General features: G+C 65.5%; 24 protein-coding genes and 2 pseudogenes. 12 read left to right on the forward strand and 14 right to left on the reverse strand.

Features of this window, described 5'->3' with window-relative positions:
- Positions 1 to 32: 32 nt before the first annotated feature.
- Both RM50_RS14790 and RM50_RS14795 read right to left on the reverse strand, forming a co-directional pair.
- On the reverse strand, positions 33 to 923 hold the full coding sequence (locus tag RM50_RS14790; RefSeq protein ID WP_043454176.1) for an SDR family oxidoreductase: 891 nt from the start codon (positions 921 to 923) through the stop codon (positions 33 to 35).
- A complete protein-coding gene (locus tag RM50_RS14795; RefSeq protein ID WP_043454178.1) occupies positions 920 to 1,369 on the reverse strand; it encodes a nuclear transport factor 2 family protein in 450 nt (149 codons plus the stop codon). Before RM50_RS14795 ends, RM50_RS14790 begins: the two co-directional genes overlap by 4 nt.
- 99 nt (positions 1,370 to 1,468) lie before the next feature.
- Between RM50_RS14795 and RM50_RS14800 the strand changes: the two genes are divergently transcribed.
- Together RM50_RS14800 and RM50_RS14805 are read left to right on the forward strand one after the other, a co-directional pair.
- Positions 1,469 to 2,131, forward strand: coding sequence for a TetR/AcrR family transcriptional regulator (locus RM50_RS14800; RefSeq protein ID WP_043454181.1), 663 nt, complete (start codon positions 1,469 to 1,471; stop codon positions 2,129 to 2,131).
- Between the two features lie 82 nt (positions 2,132 to 2,213).
- Positions 2,214 to 2,516: a YciI-like protein gene (locus tag RM50_RS14805; RefSeq protein WP_043454182.1), complete on the forward strand. Its 303-nt coding sequence runs from the start codon at positions 2,214 to 2,216 to the stop codon at positions 2,514 to 2,516.
- A 12-nt stretch (positions 2,517 to 2,528) separates the two neighbouring features.
- Here the strand turns inward: RM50_RS14805 and RM50_RS14810 are convergent, their stop codons facing one another.
- From RM50_RS14810 to RM50_RS14845, 8 genes are all read right to left on the reverse strand, one after another.
- Positions 2,529 to 3,293 carry an ABC transporter permease gene (locus RM50_RS14810; protein ID WP_043454185.1) on the reverse strand — a complete coding sequence of 255 codons (765 nt, stop codon included), beginning with the start codon at positions 3,291 to 3,293 and terminating at the stop codon, positions 2,529 to 2,531.
- Complete coding sequence (locus RM50_RS14815) at positions 3,290 to 4,063, reverse strand: ABC transporter ATP-binding protein (RefSeq protein WP_043454188.1); 774 nt, start codon at positions 4,061 to 4,063, stop codon at positions 3,290 to 3,292. Before RM50_RS14815 ends, RM50_RS14810 begins: the two co-directional genes overlap by 4 nt.
- 3 nt (positions 4,064 to 4,066) lie before the next feature.
- Entirely contained in the window at positions 4,067 to 4,441 is a 375-nt protein-coding gene (locus RM50_RS14820) for a DUF1048 domain-containing protein (RefSeq protein WP_043454189.1), read from the reverse strand.
- Positions 4,442 to 4,443: 2 nt separating this feature from the next.
- Positions 4,444 to 4,794: a PadR family transcriptional regulator gene (locus tag RM50_RS14825; RefSeq protein ID WP_043454192.1), complete on the reverse strand. Its 351-nt coding sequence runs from the start codon at positions 4,792 to 4,794 to the stop codon at positions 4,444 to 4,446.
- Positions 4,795 to 4,944: 150 nt separating this feature from the next.
- On the reverse strand, positions 4,945 to 5,235 hold the full coding sequence (locus tag RM50_RS14830; protein WP_043454194.1) for an antibiotic biosynthesis monooxygenase: 291 nt from the start codon (positions 5,233 to 5,235) through the stop codon (positions 4,945 to 4,947).
- A 183-nt stretch (positions 5,236 to 5,418) separates the two neighbouring features.
- Positions 5,419 to 6,711 (reverse strand): S8 family serine peptidase, encoded by a 1,293-nt coding sequence (locus RM50_RS14835; RefSeq protein WP_043454196.1) that lies wholly within the window; start codon positions 6,709 to 6,711, stop codon positions 5,419 to 5,421.
- Between the two features lie 79 nt (positions 6,712 to 6,790).
- Entirely contained in the window at positions 6,791 to 8,056 is a 1,266-nt protein-coding gene (locus tag RM50_RS14840) for a S8 family serine peptidase (RefSeq protein ID WP_043454199.1), read from the reverse strand.
- A 343-nt stretch (positions 8,057 to 8,399) separates the two neighbouring features.
- Positions 8,400 to 9,020: a flavin reductase family protein gene (locus RM50_RS14845; RefSeq protein WP_043454202.1), complete on the reverse strand. Its 621-nt coding sequence runs from the start codon at positions 9,018 to 9,020 to the stop codon at positions 8,400 to 8,402.
- 44 nt (positions 9,021 to 9,064) lie between these two features.
- On the opposite strand from RM50_RS14845, the gene RM50_RS14850 reads away from it, so the two are divergent.
- Positions 9,065 to 9,811, forward strand: coding sequence for a haloacid dehalogenase type II (locus RM50_RS14850; RefSeq protein ID WP_043454204.1), 747 nt, complete (start codon positions 9,065 to 9,067; stop codon positions 9,809 to 9,811).
- 13 nt (positions 9,812 to 9,824) lie between these two features.
- Here RM50_RS14850 and RM50_RS14855 read toward each other — a convergent pair whose 3' ends face one another.
- The gene (locus RM50_RS14855) at positions 9,825 to 11,327 is read right to left on the reverse strand and encodes a GAF domain-containing protein (RefSeq protein ID WP_205622280.1); all 1,503 of its coding nucleotides are present in this window, start codon (positions 11,325 to 11,327) and stop codon (positions 9,825 to 9,827) included.
- A gap of 161 nt (positions 11,328 to 11,488) precedes the next feature.
- Between RM50_RS14855 and RM50_RS14860 the strand changes: the two genes are divergently transcribed.
- Genes RM50_RS14860 through RM50_RS14875 form a run of 4 tightly spaced genes read left to right on the forward strand, consistent with a single transcriptional unit; the run spans position 11,489 to position 14,724 of the window.
- The gene (locus RM50_RS14860) at positions 11,489 to 12,535 is read left to right on the forward strand and encodes an amidohydrolase family protein (RefSeq protein ID WP_043454207.1); all 1,047 of its coding nucleotides are present in this window, start codon (positions 11,489 to 11,491) and stop codon (positions 12,533 to 12,535) included.
- A complete protein-coding gene (locus RM50_RS14865) occupies positions 12,532 to 13,347 on the forward strand; it encodes an iron-sulfur cluster assembly protein (RefSeq protein WP_082007093.1) in 816 nt (271 codons plus the stop codon). Before RM50_RS14860 ends, RM50_RS14865 begins: the two co-directional genes overlap by 4 nt.
- Positions 13,344 to 14,378: an NAD(P)-dependent alcohol dehydrogenase gene (locus RM50_RS14870; RefSeq protein ID WP_205622281.1), complete on the forward strand. Its 1,035-nt coding sequence runs from the start codon at positions 13,344 to 13,346 to the stop codon at positions 14,376 to 14,378. Before RM50_RS14865 ends, RM50_RS14870 begins: the two co-directional genes overlap by 4 nt.
- Before the next feature lie 28 nt (positions 14,379 to 14,406).
- Positions 14,407 to 14,724: a putative quinol monooxygenase gene (locus tag RM50_RS14875; protein WP_043454208.1), complete on the forward strand. Its 318-nt coding sequence runs from the start codon at positions 14,407 to 14,409 to the stop codon at positions 14,722 to 14,724.
- A gap of 106 nt (positions 14,725 to 14,830) precedes the next feature.
- Here RM50_RS14875 and RM50_RS14880 read toward each other — a convergent pair.
- Positions 14,831 to 15,190, reverse strand: a pseudogene (locus RM50_RS14880) (zinc-binding dehydrogenase); the annotation flags it as partial.
- Between the two features lie 66 nt (positions 15,191 to 15,256).
- On the opposite strand from RM50_RS14880, the gene RM50_RS21280 reads away from it, so the two are divergent.
- On the forward strand, positions 15,257 to 15,970 hold the full coding sequence (locus tag RM50_RS21280; protein ID WP_052260267.1) for a DUF6994 family protein: 714 nt from the start codon (positions 15,257 to 15,259) through the stop codon (positions 15,968 to 15,970).
- Between the two features lie 563 nt (positions 15,971 to 16,533).
- On the forward strand, positions 16,534 to 17,355 hold the full coding sequence (locus RM50_RS20710; RefSeq protein WP_240471968.1) for an SHOCT domain-containing protein: 822 nt from the start codon (positions 16,534 to 16,536) through the stop codon (positions 17,353 to 17,355).
- A 105-nt stretch (positions 17,356 to 17,460) separates the two neighbouring features.
- Here RM50_RS20710 and RM50_RS14890 read toward each other — a convergent pair whose 3' ends face one another.
- Positions 17,461 to 18,516 carry a 2,3-butanediol dehydrogenase gene (locus RM50_RS14890; protein ID WP_043454214.1) on the reverse strand — a complete coding sequence of 352 codons (1,056 nt, stop codon included), beginning with the start codon at positions 18,514 to 18,516 and terminating at the stop codon, positions 17,461 to 17,463.
- A gap of 16 nt (positions 18,517 to 18,532) precedes the next feature.
- Positions 18,533 to 20,347, reverse strand: a complete 1,815-nt coding sequence (locus RM50_RS14895) for an NAD(P)/FAD-dependent oxidoreductase (RefSeq protein ID WP_043454217.1) — start codon at positions 20,345 to 20,347, stop codon at positions 18,533 to 18,535.
- A gap of 171 nt (positions 20,348 to 20,518) precedes the next feature.
- On the opposite strand from RM50_RS14895, the gene RM50_RS14900 reads away from it, so the two are divergent.
- From RM50_RS14900 to RM50_RS21105, 3 genes and pseudogenes are all read left to right on the forward strand, one after another.
- Entirely contained in the window at positions 20,519 to 21,799 is a 1,281-nt protein-coding gene (locus tag RM50_RS14900) for a GAF domain-containing protein (RefSeq protein ID WP_043454220.1), read from the forward strand.
- 32 nt (positions 21,800 to 21,831) lie between these two features.
- A complete protein-coding gene (locus RM50_RS20715) occupies positions 21,832 to 21,975 on the forward strand; it encodes a hypothetical protein (RefSeq protein ID WP_240471966.1) in 144 nt (47 codons plus the stop codon).
- Positions 21,976 to 22,033: 58 nt separating this feature from the next.
- Positions 22,034 to 22,232: pseudogene (locus RM50_RS21105) on the forward strand (ribokinase); the annotation flags it as partial.
- Positions 22,233 to 23,086: the final 854 nt, after the last annotated feature.

Raw genomic sequence — 23,086 nt, forward strand, 5'->3', positions numbered from 1 at the left:
GCTCACACCCGCGCCCTCTTCCCACGACGCGGCTATGCCGGACGCCGCGGTTCGTCGGCACCCTCGAGGACCTGTTGCAGCCCGGTGACCGGGATGTCGGGGAACTCGTCCCGCGGCGGCCCGAACTGGAACGCGGCTGCCCCGGAGTCTTCCCAGACCGCCGCCCCTGCAATCCTGGCGAAGAATGGTGAGAACGGGCGCGCGGCAGCCGAAAGCACCCGGATGGCGGCGGCCGGAATCCGTTGCACGGATCCATGGCCGGCCCGGCCAAGCACCGCTTCCGCGATCTGGTTCGCCGTCAGCGTCTGCGAGCCCCAGTCGATGGCGCGGTTGCGCAGCGCGGGGTCGCCGATGGCCCGGACCACGACGGCGGCCGCGTCCCGGACCGAGGTATACGTCACCGGGGCGGTCCCCGAGCCGAACACCGGCACCTTGCCCTTGCTCTCGAGCGGGCCCCTCATAATCTCCAGCCGCTGCTCCAGGAGTGCGCCCAGCCTGATGATGGTCCAGTCCATGCCGGACGAGCGGAGCGCATCCTCGGCAGCAGCCTTGCAGCGCAAATAGTCGATGGGCCCATCGGGGGCAGCGCCGTGCATGGACATCATCACCATGTGCCGCACCCCGGCTGCGGCCGCCGCATGGACCAGGCGGATGGCGCCGTCGCGGTCAACCGTGCGCGGGTCGGTGTCCTTAGCGCCGAAGCCGGAGGCCGCGAACACCACGTCCGTGCAGCCAGCCACGGCTGCCTGGCAGTCGGTGTCTGAGGTGAGGTCGCCACGGAAGGGTTCGACGCCGTCGCCCGCCGACTGCGGGAATGGCTGGGACGCGCCGCGGGCCATAATGCGGACCTGATGGCCGGCGGCACGGAGCAGCGGCACCACGGCGCGGCCCAGGCGGCCGGTGCCGCCGACGACGAGGATCACGGCCGGTCACCTCCAGCCGTTCCGTGGAGCGCCTCGCTGATGGCGTCGTCCACGTCGCCGGAATCGCGGTCCACCGGTTCAAGGTAGAACTGGGCCGCGGCGATCCGGTCATCGCGCACGGTGAGGATGGAGACCCCGGCGGCGCGCTGCACCGATCCGTCCGGGCGCGTGCCGCGGTTGCTCCACTCCAACCAGATTTTGCCGTCCGGGCCGGTGGCTGCGTCGTGGACGGTGAGGGCGAGGTCCGGCAGGCCGGTGAAGAGTGCCGTCCAGTTCTTCCGGACCTGCGCGGAGCCCGTGAAACTGCGGGCCGGGTGGACGGGGGTGGTGTTCCGGTAGTCCTCGGCGAACTCGGACACCATGGCCTCGAGGTCGTGGCGGTTGGCTGCCGCCAGCATGCGCCGGACCGGGCCGTCGGGGACGCGGTGGAGTCCTGATGCGTCCATGATCTGCTCCTTGGTTTCCGTCGCGGGAGGCGGAGAGGCTGGTACGCTGAAATTTGATACAGTCAGCTGTATTCAACTGATACGAGGAGCTTAAGCCCGATGGGACCCGCGGTCAATGGTTCGCCGGCCCGCTCCCGCAGTTACGACGCACGGCGCCGCCAGGAAGCGGCCGGGCAGTCGAGGAAGCGGGTGCTCGCCGAGTCCCGCACGCTGTTCCTGGCCCACGGATATGGCCGGACCACCATCTCCGCCATCGCCCACGCCGCCGGCGTCTCCAAGGAATCCGTCTACAAGGGGTTCGGCGGCAAGCCGGGGCTCGTCCGCGCCATCTACGAACAGAGCCTGCTTGGTGCCGGCGGCCCACCGGCGGAGGAACGGTCGGACCGCGCTCAGGCCACGGCCACTGACCCTCGCGAACTCATGGAACAGTTCGGGCGGTTCGTGACCGAGATCAGCCCGCTCGGTTCTCCGGTCTACCTCCTCATCAGGGATGCCGCGGCGAGCGGGGACCAGGACATGGCAGCGCTCCTGCGCAATGTGGACGAGGAGCGCTACCGGCGCATGCTGCACAACGCGCACCAGGTGCTCGGGCGGGGATTCCTGAGGCCGGGCCTGACGGCGGAGGAGGTGGCGGATGTCTTCTTCATGAGCACCTCGGCCGAACTTTACGAGACCATGGTCATCAAGCGCGGATGGACGGCTGAGCGGTTCGGCCGTCTCGTTGCCCGCACGCTGGCCGCCAACTTGCTGCCGGAGGGTTGACGCTGCCGTCCCGGACTGCATTCGACTGGGTAACCTACTTCTATCAACCGGCACTACCCCTATAGGAAAGGGACGGTCACGCATGCACGCTGTACTGGAATACACCTACGAGGACAACTACCTCGAAACCCGCGAAAAGTACCGCGCAGACCACCTTCGGGCGGGCTGGGAAGCAGTCGAACGCGGGGAGCTTCTGCTGGGCGGGGCCGCCGGCGAAGGACCGTTCAAAGGACTGCTGATCTTCACCGGCGACAACGCACTCGATGCGGCGAAGGCCTTTGCAGCCGCAGACCCTTACGTCATCAACGGCGTGGTGACGTCGTGGACCGCCAGCAAGTGGACAACCGTGCTCGGCAACGACGCGGCGACGCCTGTCCGTCCCTGAGCCCAGGGAACCTCAGCTGATCTTGCGGCGGTAGATGACCGTCGCGAGGGCGTAGCCGACCGCGAGTATGCCGAGGAGCCATACCAGTGCCGTCCAGATGTCAGCGCCAACCGGCTGCTGTGTGAACAGGGCCCGGATGGTGTTCACGATGGAGGTGACCGGCTGGTTGCGGGCGAACCAGGCGACCGGGCCTGGCATCGAGTCGGTGGGCACGAAGGCCGAGCTGATGAAGGGCAGGAAGATGAGCGGGTAGCTGAAGGCGCTGGCCCCGTCCACGGTCTTCGCGGAGAGGCCGGCGATCACGGCGATCCAGGTCAGGGCGAGGGTAAACAGGGTCAGGAGGCCCGCGACGCCCAACCATGCCGCCACCGACGCTCCGGTACGGAACCCCATGGTCAGCGCAACGCCGATGACGACCACCACCGAGACGATATTCGCGGCCAGGCTGGTGAGCACATGCGCCCAGAGCACGCTGGACCTCGCGATTGGCATGGACTGGAAGCGCTCGAAGATACCGCCCTGCAGATCCAGGAACAGCCTGTACGCGGTGTAGGCAATGCCGGATGCGATCGTGATGAGCAGGATGCCGGGAAGCATGTAGTTGACGTAGGACCCGCCGGATCCGGTATTGATTGCGCCGCCAAACACGTAAACGAACAGCATCATCAGCGCGATCGGGGTGATGGCAGTAGTGATGATCATGTCGGGGCTGCGAAGGATGTGGCGAAGCGAGCGGACAGTCAGTACGCCGGTGTCACCGAGAGCATGGGCGGTCATCGGGATTCCTTTCCTACAAGGGCCAGGAACACGTCCTCGAGGGAGGGCTGTTTCTCGATGTACTCGACCTTGGCCGGCGGGAGGAGCTGCTTGAGCTCGGCGAGGGTGCCGTTCTGGATGATCCGGCCCTGGTGGAGGATCGCGATCCGGTCGGCGAGCTGCTCCGCCTCGTCGAGGTATTGCGTGGTCAGGAGGACCGTGGTGCCGCTGGTGGCGAGTTGTTTGACCGTCTGCCACACCTCGATCCGCGCCTGCGGGTCCAGGCCGGTGGTTGGTTCGTCGAGAAAGATGACCGGAGGGTCTCCGATCAGGCTCATGGCAATGTCGAGCCGGCGGCGCGTGCCGCCAGAGTACGTTGACGCCTTGCGGTCCCCCGCCTCGCCGAGCGAGAATCGGGCGAGCAGGCCAGCGGCGATGGTGGCGGGGTCGTTCAGGTGGCGGAGCTTTGCGATGAGCACCAGGTTTTCCCGGCCGGTCAGCACCTCATCCACGGCGGCGAACTGGCCGGTAAGGCTGATCGATTCACGCACTTCGCCGGGATTGGCTGTGACGTCGAAACCGTGCACCGCGGCGCTGCCGGCGTCCGGTTTCAAGAGTGTTGAAAGGATCCTCACCAGGGTGGTCTTGCCCGCTCCGTTTGAGCCGAGCAGCGCGAAGATGCTCCCGGCGGCGACCTCGAAATCGACTCCCGTGAGGACCTGCACGTCCTTGAACGATTTCTCGATGCCCTGAACCCGGATGGCCGGGCCGGGGGCCTGGACGGGGACCATGGGTCAGCTCCCGTTCCCGCTGACACCGTCGGCTGTGTTGATGGCCTGGCGGAGACGTTCGCGCTCTTTGTCGATCCACTGTTTGCCGGAGTAGGCCTGCGCGAACGTTTCCGCGAATTCCACCGGGTCGTCGCCGACGATCGCGCGCACCGGCGTCCCGTCGATGGCGGCCCGTTCCCACAGGTCGGCCAGGTCGCCGAACATGGTCATGAGCGTGTCCCCATCGGTGACGCCGCCGTAGTACATGAGGTACCGGTGCATTGCCGTTGCCGCCGTGGCGTACGGTTCGGGGAGGGCCTCGATGCGGGCCTTGTCCTGCTTGTACTGCTTCTTCTGTTCCAGCGAGCCCGTAACGGCCTCGATCCATTTTGCAGCCACGATTAGGCTCCTTTTTCCTGCTGGGATTCGGTGTGGTGATGAAGGTTTTCGATCCGTTCCGCGAGGAAGCTCCACGTCCTCCAGAACTCTTCGAGGTACTCACGGCCCTGCGCATTCAGCGAATACACCTTGCGTGGGGGGCCCTTCTCTGACGGGAGCTTCTCCACGTCGACGAGGCCGCGCTGCTCTATCCGGACCAGCAGGGCGTAAATGGTGCCCTCGACGATGTCGGAGAAGCCCTGGTCACGGAGCCGGGCCGTAATCTCGTAGCCATATGCAGGCTGGGTGGCCAAGATGGCCAGGACAACACCCTCCAGCGTGCCCTTGAGCATTTCCGTCATCTGCTTGCCCATCGGAACCCTCTTTAGCTACTCCGCGTTACTGACTACCGGTACATAGTAAGCATGAGTACCGGTAGTTAGCAATACTGAATAGCAGTGGCCGAGGAGAGGGGCTCATGGGCGGCATCTAGTGCGGGAAGATCGGCCAGTTTGTCGGCCGGCTCAGTCTTTGAGGCTGCTGGCCGTAACTTCGAATTCCTCCACGGAGACGATCTGGGTCCTGTCCGCCTGGCTGCTCTCTTCCCGGATCCGGCTGGCCGCCTGCCGGCTGGCCTCCATCGCTTCTTTCGTTTCCCACAGCGTGATGGAGAGGGCATTGTCCGTGCCCGTTCCGTTCAGGTAGTAGACGCCCTTGCATCCCGGAAGCTGGAGCACGCTGTTCACGACATCGTCGGTGGGATTGTCCCTTCGGGTATCGGGGCCGGTCTTGTAGGTGCTGATCCTGGCGAACATGGTTTTCCTCCCTTGAGATGTGACCGGAGCGGCAAGAGGCCAGCTCCTCCCTTTAGTCAGGTCCGGGAGGTCACCAGTTACAAGGGTCTAAAGTCAGGGCTCGGCTCCAGCGCGGCCAGACAGGAGTCCGGCAGCGACTGCTTCAAAGGCCGCGGGACTGCAGCCGTAGGAGAACCCGGCCTGTCAGCAAGTCTTCGCCGCCACCGCTTTGCAGGCGTTCACCCGGCCATGGGCCCAATACGTCTGCATTTCGGTCACCTTGTCACCGGACGATTCCACCTTGAGTCTGACGGTTGCGTTGGTTGAAGCGGGGTACGCATTCGAGACCAGGGCAGCGACTCCAGCAACAACTGCGGACGACATCGAGGTCCCATTGCCTATGTCGTACCCCTGGGAGCGGTGGTACTGATCCGCAAGAGCGAATGGGTGGTTGGGGAAAGTGGAGAAGACAGCGGCGCCGGGAGCCGCGATGTCCACCCATGTCGGACCATAAGTGGAGAACGAGGCTTTGGCATCGGTGTTGTCGGTGGCGCCCACGGCGATGACGTTGGCGTACGCGCCGGGATATATCTTGGCCGTGTTACTGCCATTGCCTGCTGCGGCAACCAGCACCACGCCGCCATTCGGTGCATTCCAGGCGTTGTTGACAGCGGTTTCGAGGGTGCGGGAAGCGCGGACGCCCAGGCTCATGTTGATGACCTTGGCGCCCTTGTCCACCGCCCAGTTGATTCCGTTCACAAGCGCTGAGGTCGAACCCATCCCGGTGTCGGTCAGTACTTTACCGGCGAGGATGCGGCACCCTGGGCACACGCCGGCAACGCCGGCCCCGTTGTTCGCGGTGGCGGCAATGATGCCGGCAACGTGCGTGCCGTGGCCATAGTTATCTTCATTGGTGCTCGAACCGGTGAAGTTGGCACGGAGAGCAACCTTTGGATTGATATCAGGGTTGTCTGTTGCGACGCCGGAATCGAGAACCGCTACGACAGTTCCCGTCCCGCTGGTGACGCTCCAGGCCTCGACGGCGTCCACATCCGCGTCCGGCGTACCGGCATCGGTATGAATCACCGGCGGGTTCGGCGGATTTGTCGTGATGGTGCCGTAGTTGTTGTCGAAGGCCTGCCCTGTGTTCTGCAGCGCGTACTGCCTGCCAAAGAAGGTGTCATCTGTGGCTGCCGCGACAACATTGTCCGGTTCGGCATACTCAACCGCTGGGTTCCGGCTGAGCGCCTCGATGAGTTGGAGTTCCTTGCCGGCCGGCACGGTGATGAGATGGGCGCCGGTACTGCCGATCTCCGGGCCGTCGCCAACGCCTTGCTGGGCCAATACCGCAGCCGCAGCCCTGCTGTCTCGGAATTTAACGATGATCTGCCCGGCGACATAGGACGTGTCGGAGGCTGCGTTGCCCGGAACGGCGAAGGTGATGAAACCAAAACCCAGCACTGCTGCCGTGAGACCGGCCGTAAGGAGTCTGTTCATAGGGGCCATATTGCGCCAACCTCAACCGATTGAATAGGGGGAAAATGCCCCAAGCGTTCCGGTGCCCGGTCACCCAAACTTAGGGAATCACGCATCCCACCGCACTGCAGGCGTTCACCCGGCCGTGGGCCCAGTATGAACCCGTTCCGTAAATCGGATCGGCAGTGGATTCCACCTTGGCCCGGACGGCTGTGTTGGAGGTCCCCGCGGGTGTGCTCCAGACAAGCGCGGCCGTAGCGGCAACGATCGGGGACGCCATCGACGTGCCGCTGAGGATGTCGTAGCCCTCTGAGCGGTTGTTCTGCGTCTCGAGGGCGAACAGGTGGTTCGGGAAGGTCGAATACACGCTGACACCGGGAGCGGCAACATCCACCCACTTGCCGTACGTTGAAAAGGACGCCTTGGCATCGTTGTTGTCCGTCGCGGCGACGGCGATGACGTTGGGGTATGCACCTGGGTACACCTGGGCCTGGGTCCCGCCGTTGCCGGCTGCGGCCACAATCACCACCCCCTGGCTCCACGCGTTGTTGACGGCCGCCTCGAGGGTGCGCGAAGACACCCGCTGCCCCAGACTCATGTTGATCACTTTCGCGCCGTGGGCCGCCGCCCAGTCGATGCCCTTGGCGATGGCCGAGCTGGTGCCGGACCCGCTGTCGTTGAGCACTTTGACGTCCAGGATGCTGCAGCGCGGGCAGACACCGGCGACGCCGATCGAGTTCTCGGAGATGGCGGCCACGATCCCGGCTACGTGGGTGCCATGGCCGTACCTGTCGTAATCGTCCGGAACGACGATCGTCTTGTCGCTGAAGTTGACACGCTCGGCAACCTGCGGCGAAATGTCAGGGTTATCGGCGGCTACGCCGGAATCAATGATGGCGACTCTCGTACCGCCGCCCGTGGTGACGCCCCACGCCTCAACAGCGTCCACGTCGGCGTCGTTCGTGCCCGCGGCCACCGTCACCGTTCCGGCGGTGTTCGTGAACGATTGCTTGACGTTCTGCAGGGCGTACTGGCTTCCGAAGTACTGGTCGTTGGTGGCCGCGGTGACCAGTTGGTCCGGTTCGGCGTACTCAACGGCGGGGTTCCGGCTCAACGCGCTGACGAGTTGCAGTTCCTTGCCTTCAGGCACTCTGATGAGGTGCGCGCCGGTGCTGCCAATCGGAGGCCCATCGCTGAGGCCATTCTGGCGGAGGACGCCGGTTGCCGCGCCGTCGTCACGGAACTTCACCATGATCTGGCCGGGGACGGGGGATGATTCAACGGCTGCGTTGCCCGGAACGGCGATCGTGGTGGCGCTGAGCACCACCACGATCGCTGCGAGACCTGCCGGAACTATTTTTTTCATGCCGCTTATCATGCGCCCCACCAGTAACAGCTGGATAGGGGCACGCAAAAGGTATGTGGGTTTCCACCAGCCCGGGCGGCCGCACCTCCTGAGGCGAGCGTCGCCGTCGTCCTTCCTGGCGCCTGCCCAACGGATCAGCGGGTGAGGTGGCCCGGGCTGCAGTTCGTACACAGCAGGCCTCCGCATTAGGTCACGACGGCGGGACTCGCCTCCCGCCGGTCAATCCCCGCACCCGCGCGGGGAGGTCCTCCTGGCTGGGGTCCAGCACATGGTCCGCGACGCCGCTGGAGGCGGCCTTCCCGTTGCGCGCATGGGCCGTCCCCTTGTTCAGGGACCGCCGGCCCTAGCCCTTCGGTCGAAAATGGCCCGGCCAGTCCTTGAGCCGGATCCGGCTGAGGTCCTGGATTTCGCCGAGTATGCCCCACTCGTCCAGGCCTAGCCGCGCCAGTGGCTTCAGCAGGTCGATCCGCGGGTGGCTGCCCTCCAGCACCTCGCTGCTCACGGCAGCATGCGTCACTTCGCCAAACACCAGGGTGGAGTCACCTATCGGCAGCGTCGAGTGGAGCCGGCATTCGAGCACGGCCGGGGATTCCTTAACCCGCGGCGCGGCCACGGTGACGCTCGGCTCCCGGGTCAGCCCGACGGCGTCGAACTCGCTGACGTCCGGCGGGAAGTTGGTGCCGGTGGCGTTGATCTCCTCCAGGAGGCCTGCCGGGGCGAGGTTGACCACGAACTCCCCCGACCCGGTGATGTTGCGGAGCGAGTCCTTCTCCCCCACCGAGGTGAACTGCACGATGGGGGGATTCGTGGACGCTACGGTAAAGAACGAGTGCGGCGCAAGGTTGTCAACGCCCTCCGGCGAAACGCTGGAAACCCAGGCGATGGGCCGGGGCACCACCACCGCGGTGAGCAGCCGGTAGAAATCACGGGCGGAGGTGGCGGAGGGGCTGAAATCGGTGCGCATATTGCCAGACTAACGGCCAGGGCAGGCCACGAAGGAGACAGGTTATGAGGTCCGAGCCGTACCGTTCACCATCAACCGGCCGCGGGGTGCGCGCCGTCCTCTTCGACACGTTCGGGACGGTGGTGGACTGGCGAACCGGCGTGGCCCGCGAGGCGGCGGCCTTCGCCGCGGAACGGGGGCAGGAGCTGGACGCGGAAACCTTCGCGGACCACTGGCGCGCCCTGTACCAGCCGGCTCTGGAAGCCATCCGCACCGGGCAGCGCAGCTTCACGAAGCTGGACACGCTCCACCGCGAAAACCTGGAGCAGGTGCTCCGCCGACACGGCTTCGACCCGGAGCGGCTCGATGCGGGAACCCTGGAGGAGCTCAACAGGTCCTGGCACCGGCTCCCGCCGTGGCCGGACAGCGTGGAGGGCCTGGCCGCCATCCGCCGCCGTTACATTGTGGGACCTCTGTCCAACGGCAACACCTCCCTGTTGCTGGACATGGCAAGGAACGCCGGCCTGCCGTGGGACGTGATCATCGGCTCGGACATGACCCGCGCCTACAAGCCTCTGCCGCAGGCCTACCTGAGGACTGCAGAGTTCCTGGATCTGCACCCCGGCGAGGTGATGCTCGCGGCGGCCCACAACAGCGACCTGCAGGCTGCCCGGACAGCGGGACTGGCAACGGCCTTCATCGCCCGCCCCGCTGAATACGGACCGGGCCAGACGGCGGACCTTGGCCCGGAGAGCGACTGGGACCTCGCGGCGTCGAGCATCACCGAACTGGCGGGCCGGCTCGGGGCCTGAACCCGAACCAGGCTTACTTCGGCGCGGTAATTCCCAAGCGGGACATCCGGCGGTAAATCGTGGCCCTGCTCATTCCCAGTTCGATAGCGGCTGCGGCCACCGTGGTGCCCGGCCGGGAAAGGCACCGGATGATCTCGTCCCTCTCGACGGCCTCGATCCGGGTGAGATGCGGCCCGGTGCGTCCGACGAGGCGGGAGGGCAAATGCCGCACATCGATGGTTTCCGTGCGCATGGCCGCGTCATGGACCATGCTAAAAAGTTCGTCCACGTTGCCTGGCCACCCATAGCCGGCCAGCGCGTGTTCGGCTGCAGCGGTGAAATCCACTTCGCGCATACGCGTTTGGCGTGCGGCGTACCGTGCCAGGGGCATCACGTCAGCGGAGCGTTCACGCAAGGCAGGCACCGGCACCACGGTTTCCACCATGGCGGCCAGTAGCTGCGGGACGGCGGCCAGTTCCTCCGCGGTCATGGCCCAGGTGATCGTGGGTAGCTTGCCGCCCGGTGCTGGCAGCGATTGAACCGCGGCGGCAGCCCGGGCGCCCAGCTCCTTCGCCGCCCAGGCGGGCAGGAGGTCAACGTTTTCCACAATCACGGCGGTATTCGGCTTGGACAGTTCGGGGGTCCAGAGCGACAACCATGCCTCCACGTCCTCGGGCTCCGGAGCTGCTGCGCACAGGATGCGGCTTCCGGGGCGCGCCTGGCGGATGGCCTGCCCCACCAGGGTGGCGCGCCCGGAGCCTGGTTCTCCGACGGCGGCCACCACCCGGTTGGCGGCAAGCGCCAAGACCGTATGGTCCAGTGCCTCCGTCCAGCCCGGGGACATGGCGCGCAGTGTTCCCGCACCCGGCTCAAGCCGGCCCCGCTGAACCCGGAAGACGCCGCCCTTAGGTCCCGCTTTCGGCCTGTGGCCACCCGACTTGGCGAGCATGAGGGCAGCGGTGTTGCTCGCGGCCGACTGGGCCAGGGCCAGGAGCAACTCGGGTGAAGACTTGGACCAGGTGGTGATGTTCACGCTGCCCTCAAGACGTCCGCTGAGGGGATCGATCACCGGCACGGCAGCGCAGGTGTACGTCCGGAGGCTTGCGCTGAAGTGCTCCTCGGCACGAACCAGGCTCGGCGTCCGGTCCGCCAGCGCCATACCCAGCCCGCTGGTTCCCGCTTCCCGCTCGGAAAAGGCAAAACCGGGAGCCAGATGGACCTTGTCGAGTGCCCGCAGCAGTGATGTGTCGCCGCTGAAACGGTTGAGGACCAGCCCGTTGGCGTCGGTGAGCATCAGGCTGAGTGGCTCGTTGGCCAGCGTCTGGTGCAGGCTGGTGAGCACCTCCTGGCCGCACTGGTAAAACAGCGAGTCACCGGCCACGGACCCGGCCCAGAAGGGGTCGATGACCTCGGCCGAGACGCCGTATTCTTCACTGCGCTGCCAGGAGGCAAGAAGGCGTCTTGAGACAGTTGTCATCATGCCTTCCGGCCCGCCGGCCTCTGGCCGCGGGACGGGAACGTTCTGATCCGGCGCCATCGCCGCCCTCCTTGTCCTGGTCATTCGAGATTACGGCGCGGTACTCCAAAAGGCGATGCCGCCCTGTCTCAAAATGAGACACCGGTCACAGGTTGACAGGTGCCTTTTGGCCATAGCGTCGTCTCTGTCGCGACTATGGCAGTCGCGGGGAGGAGAACGATATGTACAGCAAAGACGGAGAGAACTACTTCATCGTCGACGCGCACGTCGCGTTGTGGGACGCCCGCCCGGAGAACCAGCGGAATATCCAGGCCAAGCAGTTCATCGATTGCTTCTACGACTACCACCGCAACCTCGGTCCGGAGGAGGAACACTGGTCCTACGAGGAATTCCTTTACCAGGGCGGCGAACGCCTCATGAAGGATCTGTTCGAGGACGGCTACGTGGACCACGCGATCTTCCAGCCGGCCTATCTCGGCGCGTTCTACAAGAACGGATTCGCACAGGTGGAGGAGGCGTACAACCTGGCCGCGGCGAATCCGGGCAAGCTCACGTACAACCACTGTTATGACCCCCGCGAGGGTGAGGCAGGCCTTGACCGGCTCCGCGCCGACCACGAGAAGATGAAGTTCAAAGGGGTGAAGCTCTACACCGCCGAATGGCGCGGCGAATCCCGCGGGTACAAGCTCTCCGATCCCTGGTGCTACCGGTATTTCGAGGAGTGCCGCAAGCTCGGCATCAAGAACATCCACATCCACAAGGGTCCTACCGTCCGCCCGCTGGACCGGGACGCTTTCGACGTCGCCGACGTGGACCACGCCGCCTCCGACTTCACCGACCTGAACTTCGTGGTGGAGCACGTGGGCCTGCCCCGGCTGGAAGACTTTTGCTGGATCGCCACCCAGGAACCCAATGTTCATGGCGGCCTGGCGGTCGCGATCCCCTTCATGCACACCCGGCCGCGGTACTTCGCCCAGATCATGGGCGAGCTCATTTATTGGATCGGCGAAGACCGGATCCAGTTCTCCAGCGACTACGCCATCTGGTCACCCCGCTGGCTAATCGAGCGGTTCGTTGACTTCCAGATCCCGGAAGACATGACCGAGTACGCCCCGCTCACCGTGAACCAGAAGAAAAAGATCCTGGGACTGAACGCGGCAAAAATGTACGACATCCCGGTGCCCGCAGAGCTCCAGCTCCCCAACGCGGACGAGACAAAGACAGGACCGCGGCAGCCCGAACGCGCCGACCTGGCAGTCGTGGCATGACGGCGGCATTGACGGAGCGCACCCTCCGGAACGTGGCGGTGACAGCCGAGGATGTCCGTCAGGCGCTGGGGGCCGTGCGGGATCCGGAGCTGGACGAGCCCATCACGGATCTGGGCTTCGTCCGTTCCCTCGAGATCACCGGCTCCCCGGCCGGCGCCGTGGTGACCGTGCACCTGCGGCTGCCCACGTCATTCTGCTCGCCGAACTTCGCCTACCTGATGGCGTCCGACAGCAAGGACGTGATCTCGGCTCTGCCTGGGGTGGCGACGGTGGTGGTTGAGCTCGATGACCACCACGACTCCGCTCTGATCAACGCCGGCCTCGCGGCTGACGCCGGGTACCGGGGCACTTTCGGCCACGAAGCCGAGCACAGCCTGGAGGAGCTGCGGTGGACGTTCCGCCGCAAAGCGCACACCGCCGCGATGGAACGTTGCCTGACCGAACTGCTGCGGGCCGATCCCACACTGGCGGAAGAAAGCGTGGGGACGGTGCGGCTGGGTGACCTGCCGGCGGGCCGGACCAAGGACGCTTTAGTACGACGGCGGACGGCGCTTGGGCTGCCGACGGAACCTGCCGCCGTCGTCCTCGTTGACCATGACGGCGTACCCTACCCGCCCGACAACGTGCCGATGGCGTTGCGGCGGGCCCGCTCCACCCGCATTTCCATTGACGGGAACGCGCACTTCTGCCGCGGCCTGCTGCGGACACGCTACGCCGGCTCAGGCGCCGACCAGACATACCGGCCTGAGGGAGCCGAACCTGCCGACCATCACCACCTGCTTCCGTTCACAGTCAAGGAGATCCACCCATGAACACCATGCGAGCCGTCCAGGTGGTCGGCTACCACGAAGGCCTGAAGATGACCGAGGCGCCCATTCCGGAAGTGGCCGGGGCCTGGGACGTGGTGGTCAGGATCGGCGGAGCCGGCGTATGCCGGACGGACCTGCACATCCTCGAGGGCCAGTGGGCTGAAAAGTCCCAGGTGCACCTGCCCTACACGATCGGCCATGAGAACGCGGGGTGGGTGCACGCCGTGGGCAGTGCGGTCACCAACGTCAAGGAAGGCGACAAGGTGATCCTGCACCCGCTGATCACCTGCGGCCTGTGCCGTGCGTGCCGCTCCGGCGACGACGTGCACTGCGAGAACAGCAAGTTCCCGGGTATTGACACCCACGGCGGGTACGCCGAGTACCTCCTCACCTCCGCCCGGTCCGTGGTGAAGATCGACGACTCGCTGGAACCCTCAGACGTGGCTGCGCTGGCGGACGCGGGCCTGACGGCGTACCACGCTGCGGCGAAGGCGGCCAAGAGGCTGACTCCGCGGGACAACTGCGTGGTGATCGGCGCCGGGGGCCTGGGCCACATCGGGATCCAGGTGCTGAAGGCGCTCACGCCGAGCCGGATCATCGTGGTGGACCGCAACCCGGCAGCCCTTGAGCTGGCGAAGTCCATCGGGGCCGATGAAGGGGTCCTTGCGGACGGCACGCAGGTGGAACAGGTGCACGCCCTCACCGGCGGCAACGGCGCCGAGGTGCTGATCGACTTCGTGGGCGAGGGCGGCGCGACGGCCGAGGGCATCGCGATGCTGCGCCAGGCGGGCGACTACTTCGTGGTGGGCTACGGCGAGGACATCAACGTGCCCACGATCGACATCATCTCCTCCGAGATCAACATCATCGGAAACCTCGTTGGGTCCTACAACGACCTGCAGGACCTCATGGCACTCGCCGCCCGCGGCGCCGTGACGCTGCACACCCAGAAGTACAAGCTCGACGATTTCCAGCAGGCCATCAGCGACCTCGAGGCCGGCAAGGTCCGCGGCCGCGCCATCCTGGTGCCCTGATCCTTCCCACCCATCAAAGGAAAAACTGATGATCTTTATTACCGCAAAGTTCCCGGTAAAGCCGGAGCACGCCGACGCCTGGCCCGAGATTTCCCGGGACTTTACTGACAAAACCAACGCCGAGGAGGGCTGCCTGTTCTTTGAATGGGCGCGCTCCCTGGCCGACCCCAACACCTACGTCCTGATCGAGGCGTTCCGCGATGACGAGGCCGGCGGTGAGCACGTGCAGTCGGAACACTTCAAGAAGGCTACGGCTGAATTGCCGGCGTACCTGGCCCGGACTCCGGACATCGTGAACGTGAAGGTGGATGGCTGGTCCGAGCTTGGGGAGCTTGCGGTCAAGTAGCCCGGCGCCCCGCATCGGAGGCTGGCACCGGGGGTGGAAGGACGACGGCGGGACTTGCCTCCCGCCGTCGTCCTTCCATTTCTGCCGGGTGTCCGCCCACCAGGCCCTACCGGTGCACCAGCACCTTCACCGCCGTGTCCTTGTGGTTGATGAGGGTGCCGAATCCCTGCTCCACCAGATCCTCCACGGCGATCCGGCCAGTGATGAACGGCTTGAGGTCCAACTTGCCCTCCTGCACCATTCTGATGACGGCGGGGTGGTCGCGGACGTAGGCGATGGTGCCGCGCAGGTCGATCTCCTTGAGCACCAACTTCTGCATGTCGACTGTGGCGGGCGCGCCCCAGATGGACACGTTGACCACCACGGCGCCGGGCCGGACGGCGTCGAGCATGGTGTCCAGCACCGCATTCACGCCGGCGCATTCGAACGCGACGTCGGCACCCGCCCCGCCGGTGAGCTCCCGCACCATATACCTGTGGCGTGTCGTGCGCAGCAGCCACTCGCTGGCAACAGCCCTTGCTAGATTCACCCCATGCAGGATCTGTGTGAAATTGACGTCGACTTCAACTTCTTCAAGGACACTCCGGCGGGTAGGGACCCAGACAGTCACAGTCCCACACTCCGGCGGTACCACCAGCTCTTATGGAGCAAGCCTCTGCCTGACGGGCGACCGTTTGAACTCCATGCCGGGCGCACCCGCTCACCCTATCTTGTGTACCAAGCGAACGGCACGAGAATCGTTCTCGGAAGCGATACGATTGCGACGCGGCATCGAAAGAGACTGCACCGCCTCTACGCGCAACTGCCGGATAAGGTCAATGACGCGTTTCTGCGACGCTCGTACACAATCTGCGGCTTCATGGTCTTTCCAGTTTCGCGCGGCGGGCTCAATCAGACACGAGGCATTCATCCGCGGATACAGGACCGATGGGACTTGACCCTCGAAGCGATTCGGCGCTTTTACCACGGAGGCACGAGTCCCTTGGCTTCAACCATTGACCGTCATGCAGACTTCTTCGAGCTATTCGGTTCCTTCAAGGGATACGTCGATCACTTCGTTCTCGGCGACTTTTTGGATGAGAGCGGTGCAGTGCGCTTCTTGCTCCCCTTCGACAACTACGAATCGCCCGCATTGCCCTCCGACCTGCCAACGTATGCGCATTACCGTCTTGACAGTCTGAAACTCTTTAAGGCGCGCCGTCTGAGCATTTCAAATGAGATCAGGCGCCGCTGCGTACTGTGCTGATCGCCAAGTCCGGCACTAGGATTTTTCCCGCCACCAATTGAGGCTGAAGCTGAGCAAAATCTGAGCTAAATCTTGGACTCTCATTTGCGTCCGGCCTATAGGATTCCCTAGACCCCGGCGCCACAGGCACTGGGTGTCACTGAAAGGGGAACCGATGCCGGAGCTGGGCTGCACATATCGGAAACGTCAGGACCTTTACACGGCGCAGTCGGCAGTAGCGGAGTTGCCGTCCAGCACGAAACGGGTCATGTGCACGAGCGGTTTGGAAGGAAGAAATGTTTGACTCCCGCGAAAAGCGCGTTAGGAAGCAAGCGTCCTTGCGGGAGTCCCGGCTGCAAGCTGCGCTCAGAAGGTGGGACGGCTCTTCCGCTCCTATGCCCTCAGCGTCCTTCGTCGGTGCTCGAGGGAGTCTGCTTGTTTACTCCGATTACATCCTGATCCAGAAGGCAACTGACGTAGGTCCGGTGCGAGAGAAGCGCTATTCATTCAAGGACATAGATAGGCTCCTGCGATCGAACAGCGGACAGGAAGCCGTCGCCGTTATTCCCAAAGGTTCAAGCTTGGTGGTACTCGATGTTGAGGCAAACCCATGGGCTGTTACTGCATACCCTGGGGAGAATCCAAGTTTCTGGCATGATTTCTTCGACCTCGCATCAACAGCGCCGGTGGAAACGGTGACAAGCCCCCGGGTTGCGATTGAAGCCCTTTGCCGCGGCGTCCAGGACCCCGTCAAACGAGCCGAGCTTCCATTCGAGGTGGGTTATACGAAGTTCCCCGACTTTACAGTTTCACGACTGCTGCACAATGACTACGATTCGGTTGCCCTCGACAGTACACGGAACAGGTTGGGGATACTCAACAAAGAATTTATGGCTGGAAGAGTTTACGACGCGGCGGACATTATGTCTGTTGAAGTTTACGAAGACGGACGTTCGATAGCCCAAGCAAGCCGCGGACGCCAAGTCGGAGCAGCACTGGTTGGAAACATGCTCGCCGGCGCACCTGGTGCCGTGATTGGCGGCCTCGGAGCCAGGGTCAGAAGCCGGGATGAGATTCACGACCTGTCTTTGCGACTCACCCTGAACGATACTGAGTTTCCAATTTTTGATCTGAGCCTGAACAAGGGGCCTGTGCTCAAAGGTTCTGTCCTACATGCAAAACTAAACACAGCGGTCCGGGGTTGGGCAGCCTTGATCGAGGCGATGATGCGGACTGCCGAAGCAAGTCCCCAAGGTTCAAGAGCCTCAACCGAAGCTGCGACTGGTGAGTCCATTCCAACAGTGCGTGGACTAGCGGATGAACTGGCCAAACTGGCATCGCTGCGGGACAGCGGTGTCCTCAGCACGGACGAGTTCAACATACTAAAGCAGCGCCTCATCGAGTGAGTCGCTTTGCACGTCGCCCGCCATCCGCGCGAACTGGGAGACGACGGCGGCACGGGCGTCCCGCCGTCGTCCTTCCTTCCCTGCCGGGCGTCCGCCCACCACGCCCTACGGGTGCACCAGCACCTTCACCGCGGTGTCCTTGTGGTTGATGAGGGTGTCGAAGCCCTGCTGCACCAGGTCCTCCAGCGCGATCCGGCCGGTGATGAACGGCTTGAGGTCCACCTTGCCTTCCTGCACCATCCTGATCACGGCGGGATGGTCGCGGACGTAGGCGATGGTGCCGCGCAAGTCGATCTCCTTGAGCACAATCTTCTGCATGTCCACGGTGGCGGGCGCGCCCCAGATGGACACGTTGACCACCACGGCGCCCGGCCGGACGGCGTCAAGCATGGTGTCCAGCACCGCGTTCACGCCGGCGCATTCGAACGCGACGTCGGCCCCCGCCCCACCGGTGAGCTCCCGCACCCGCGCCGGGACGTCCTCCTTGCTCGGGTCCAGCACGTGGTCGGCCACGCCGCTGGAAGTGGCCTTCTCCTTGCGCGCCTGGCTGAGCTCGCTGATGATCGTGGTCACCCCCATGCCCTTCAGGACCGCGGCGGTAAGCAACCCGATCGGCCCGGACCCGCCCACCAGCGCCGTATCGCCGGCCTTCACGCCGCTGCGCGCCACCGCGTGGTGCGCCACGGACAGCGGCTCGATCAGCGCCGCCTCGTCCAGCGGGATGTCCCCGATCGGATGCACCCACCGCGCGTCCACCACGATCCTCTCGCTCAGCCCTCCCCCGCCGCCGGACAGCCCGATGAAGCCCATCTGCCGGCACAGGTGGTAGCTGCCCGCCTGGCACATGTCGCAGGTCCCGTCCACAAAGTAAGGTTCGACGACGACGTTGTCCCCCACCCCGAGGCGCGTCACCCCTTCGCCGACTTCAGAGACCGTCCCGGAGAATTCGTGCCCCAGGGTCACCGGGGATTCCTCGTGCGAGAGCGGGTGCGGATGGCCGGGCGCCGGGCAGAAGATAGGCCCTTCCAGGTACTCGTGGAGGTCGGTGCCGCAGATGCCGCACCATGCGACGTCGATCTTCACCGCCCCGGCGCGGAGTTCCGGCTCCGGGATGTCCTCGATGCGGATGTCCTTGCGGGCGTGGAAACGTGCTGCCTTCATGATGGGCTCTCCCTATTTAGCGGGTGTGGTGGCTGGGCTGCAGTTCGTACACCGGGGTTTCCAAACCCTCCATCCGGGCCTTGAGCTGCAGGGCCAGGTAGGAGGAGTAGTGCCGGCTCTGGTGCAGGTTGCCGCCGTGGATCCAGAGGTTGGGGACGTTGGTTGGTTTCCACATATTGCGCAGCTCCCCTTCCCAGGGGCCAGGGTCTTTTGGCGTGTCCGAGCCGTATCCCCAGCATTTGCCCACGCGGTCCGCGATTTCGGGCGAAACCAGGTCCGCCAGCCAGCCGTTCATGGACCCGTACCCGGTGGCGTAGACGATCAGGTCGGCCTCCAGCTCGGTGCCGTCGTCCATCACCACCGCGTTGCCGGTGATCTTGGCGACCTGCCCGTTCTTCAGCTTCACCCGGCCGTCGATGATCAGCTGGGAGGCGCCGACGTCGATGTAGTAGCCGGAGCCGCGCCGCAGGTACTTCAGGAACAGGCCGGACCCGTCCACGCCGAAGTCCAGCTCGAACCCGGCGGCCTCCAGCTGGGAGTAGAACTCCGCGTCCCGCTTGGCCATCTCCCGGTACACCGGCACCTGCGCCTCCGGCAGGATGCGCATGGGCAGCGAGGCAAAGAGCAGGTCGGCCTTCTCCGTGGTCACGCCGGCAGCCAAAGCCCGCTCCGAGTACAGGTCCCCCAGCGCCAGGTCCATCAGCGATTCGCTGCGGGCGATGTGGGTGGAAGAGCGCTGCACCATGGTGACGTCGCCGCCGTGCTCCCACAGGTCGGCGCAGATATCGTGCGCGGAGTTGTTGGAGCCGATCACCACGGCCTTCTTCCCGGTCCAGTCCCCGCCGCCGGGGTGCTGCGAGGAGTGCCGCTGCTCCCCGAGGAAGGACTGCGCGCCGTCGAACGCGGGGATGTTCGGGTAGCCGGAGACGCCCAGGGCGAAGACGAGCTGCTTGGGCCGGAGGGTCACCGGCGACCCGTTGCGGAGGACGCTGACCGCCCACTCCTGCGTGCCGTCGTCGTACTCCGCGCCCACGCACTCGGTGCCGGACCAGTAGTTCAGCTCCATGATCCGGGTGTAGTGCTCCAGCCAGTCGCCGATCTTGTCCTTGGCGGCGAAGACAGGCCAGTCGTCCGGGAACTTCAGGTAGGGCAGGTGGTCGTACCAGACGGGGTCATGCAGGTGGAGGGACTTGTAGCGGTTGCGCCAGGAGTCGCCCGGGTTCTGGTTCTTCTCGATCACGATGGTGGGCACGCCCAGCCGCCGCAGCCGCGCCGCGAGGCCAATGCCACCCTGACCGCCGCCGATGATCACGCAGTAGGGCTGCTCCTCGTAGCCGAGCCGCGCCTCCTGCTCCTCCTTGAGTTCCTTCCAGGAGCGGCGGCCGCGGACGATCTGGTGCGCCACGCCCTGCTCGCGGCGCGGGCCCTTCTTCTCCTCGAAGCCCTTCAGCTCCTGCATGGTGGTGAGCAGCGTCCAGCATTTGCCGTTGCGGAGCCGGAGGTGGCCGTAGCCGCGGGCGGTGCCGGTCTCGAACGTGATCCAGGCTTCCACTGTGTTTGTTGTGTCAGCGCCGCCGGCCCCGGCGCTGCCTGTGGCGTCCTCGGCGAGCGCCCAGTTGGCGGGCTGCACGTGGTCCAGCGTGGCTTCCAGCATGCGGCGGATGTCGGACTTGCCTTCCAGGGTTTTCAGGTTCCAGGTGAACGCCACGAAGTCTCGCCAGTAGCTTTCGTCCTCGAAGAGCTCCAGCGCGGCGTCCACGTCGCGGCGCTGCAGCGCACCGTCCAGGCTGGCCAGCCAGGCCTGCGCGGCGGCGGTGGGTGTTTCGGTCATCTCCACTCCTTTGTGTGGGGTCCCTCAGGTGGTCCGGGCGGCCCCCGCCCGCCGGGGTCCCTGCGGTATGCTGGAGCGGGCGTGAGCTGCATCACTATTGGAACGCGGCGGGGGTAACAAGCGCGTTACACGGGCACTGCCGGCAAGGACGCCGGCGGTGAGGAGGAGACGGTGGACTACGGCCTGAGGTTTTCGGACCCGGCAAAGTACGCGCGTGCCCTGCGCCGGGCGCACGAGCTGGTCATGTCCGGTGTCCCCCGCCCGGAGATCCCCGTGCCGCTGGCGGAGTCATGGCGCCGGTCCATGGCGCTGGGCATCAGCCCGGACCAGCACAGCCCGCGGCACCTGCACGATCCGTCCGAGGTGCTGCAGTTGCGGCGGGAGCACCGGCTGCAGCTTGTGATGCCGGCGCTCCAGGACCTGCTGGCCGACGATTCCAGTTCCGGCCGGCACCTGCTGGTGCTCACCGACGCCACTGGGGAGATCCTGTGGCGGGTGGGCAGCCGGCAGGCGCTGCGCCGGGCGGACCGGCTGGAGTTCTCCGAGGGGGCCGACTGGTCCGAGGCGGGCATCGGCACCAACGCCATCAGCGAGGCCCTGGTCACAGGCGGGCCGGTGCAGCTGTTCTCCGCCGAGCACCTGGTCCGCACCCACCACGCCTGGGCCTGCACGGCGGCGCCCATCACTGACCCCGCCACCGGCCGGCTGCTGGGCGTGCTGGACATCTCGGGACCGCTGGACACCATCAGCGCGGACACGCTGCGGATGGTGCGGTGCGCGGTCCGGGTGGCGGAGTCGCTGCTGGGAACGTCCGACGGCGGCACGTCCTTGGGTGCCTCTTCTTCCGTGCGTGCGACCCGGCCGGGTGACCGGCGGCCTGGTGTTGCGGCTTCCTGGCTGGAGCTGCTGGGCGACAGGCCCGCGGCGGTGTTCGCGGATGGGAGCCGGGTGCCGCTGACGCTGCGACGCGCGGAGATCCTGGCGCTGCTTGATTCCCGATCGCAGGGGTGGAGCGCCGACGAGCTGGCATACGAGCTGCACGGCGATGCCGGCACACCACAGGCCATCCGCACGGAGATGTTCCGGGTCCGGTCGATGCTGGGGGATGCGGTGGAGTCGAACCCGTACCGGCTGGCTGCCGGGCTGGCGGGGTGTTCGGATTCGGGGCGGGTGCTGCGGATGCTACGAGAGGGACAGGTGGCTGACGCACTTGAGGCTTACCGGGCTCCCCTGCTCAGCCGCTCGGGTGCCCTGGCAGTGCAGCTGCTCCGGGGCCAGCTGGACCTTGCGGTCGGGTCGGCCGTTCGGGCTAGTGGCGACGCCGGGCTGCTCATCCGCTGGCTGTCCACGGATACGGGCTCTGGGGATTCTGAGGCCGTGGAGGCGCTGGGACGGCTGGTGGGACGCGGGGATCTCCGGTACCTGGCGTTTCGCGCATCCTCCGCTAGTTGAACTGACGGACCTGGGGTCAGTAGAAGCTGCTGATGGAAGGAGCCGGTGGCCGCCCGGCCCGGCTCACCACTGCGCATGGCGTTATACTCGCGCAGATTGCCGAGGACATGCGCAACGGCCTCCTTACTCCCGGCTCCGTGCTCCCCACCGAGACCGAACTTGGCGCCGACGCATAGGTCAGCCGCACCGTGGCCCCCGAAGCCCTCATGCTGCTCGAGGAGGACGGCCTTGACGGTAGCGAACATTGTGGGCGTAGGCGACGCGTTCTGTGTCGCCCTGGTCCTGGCGCTGCGGAACGAGTTGGACTACACGCGGGCGCTGGCTGTGGCGAATGCCGTTGGTGCTGACGCCGTGGGTGATCCGTCGTCCCAGCGGATTTGGCACAGCGGGCTACCACGTGGAGCGGACCGCTCCGGCAGCGAGCGCGCTGTGAACCTGACATTGGCGGCGACCGTGACGCTGCGACGCGCGGTGCCGGCTGATTTCCCCGAGGTCGGCGGATCACCCGCGGCGCCTACCTGCGGGACGGGCACTTCGCGGCCGACCATCCGTACCTGCGCGTGTCGGAGGACGCGGAGCACCGCGCCGAGTATGCCCAGGTGTGAGTGGCGGATGCCGCGGGGAAAGTGGTGGCCGCAGTGACGCTGACGTTCGCCGGCCAGCCCTATAGCGAGATCGCGCAGACCGGGGAACTGGAGTTCCGGATGCGGGCGGTGGACCGTCGCAGCAGGGCAGCGGCGTTGGCCGGGCCGTAGTTCGCGAGGTCATCGAGCACGCCCGCTCCTCGCTTGAGATCGGCGCAATCAGCATCACCAGCGCCACGTTCATGGAACGCGCGCATAAGCTCTATTACTCGCTGGGCTTCCGCCGGGCGCCCGAGCGGGACTGGTACGTGCCAGGCGAGGACGTGCTGCTGTGGGTGTTTGCCCTCAACCTAGGTGATTGACCTAATCAAATCCCTTCACGTGGACTCGGTATATCTCCCTCGCCGATTCCTCCAAACTGGTCCGGCCCTTCCACTCCTAAGCCCGGCCATTGCCCTGAACCGTGGTGACGTACGCCGGCCTCGAGCCCGTATAGTTGCAGAAGTCACGGCACGTCAGGATGTGGCTTGAGGTAATTGGGGCCAGCAGGCCGTTGTCCAACTAACACCTGATTTCCCGCTGTGGCGACGGCGATGACAGCAGTGATCAGTTCCAGATTGAACGCCGACCCCGGGAATGGATGCCCCCATTGGCTAGCTGGAAGCAGGGTTCGGGGGCATCCGGCATGTTCGGCGGAGCACGG

Source organism: Pseudarthrobacter phenanthrenivorans (assembly GCF_000813845.1).
GTDB lineage: Bacteria > Actinomycetota > Actinomycetes > Actinomycetales > Micrococcaceae > Arthrobacter > Arthrobacter phenanthrenivorans_B.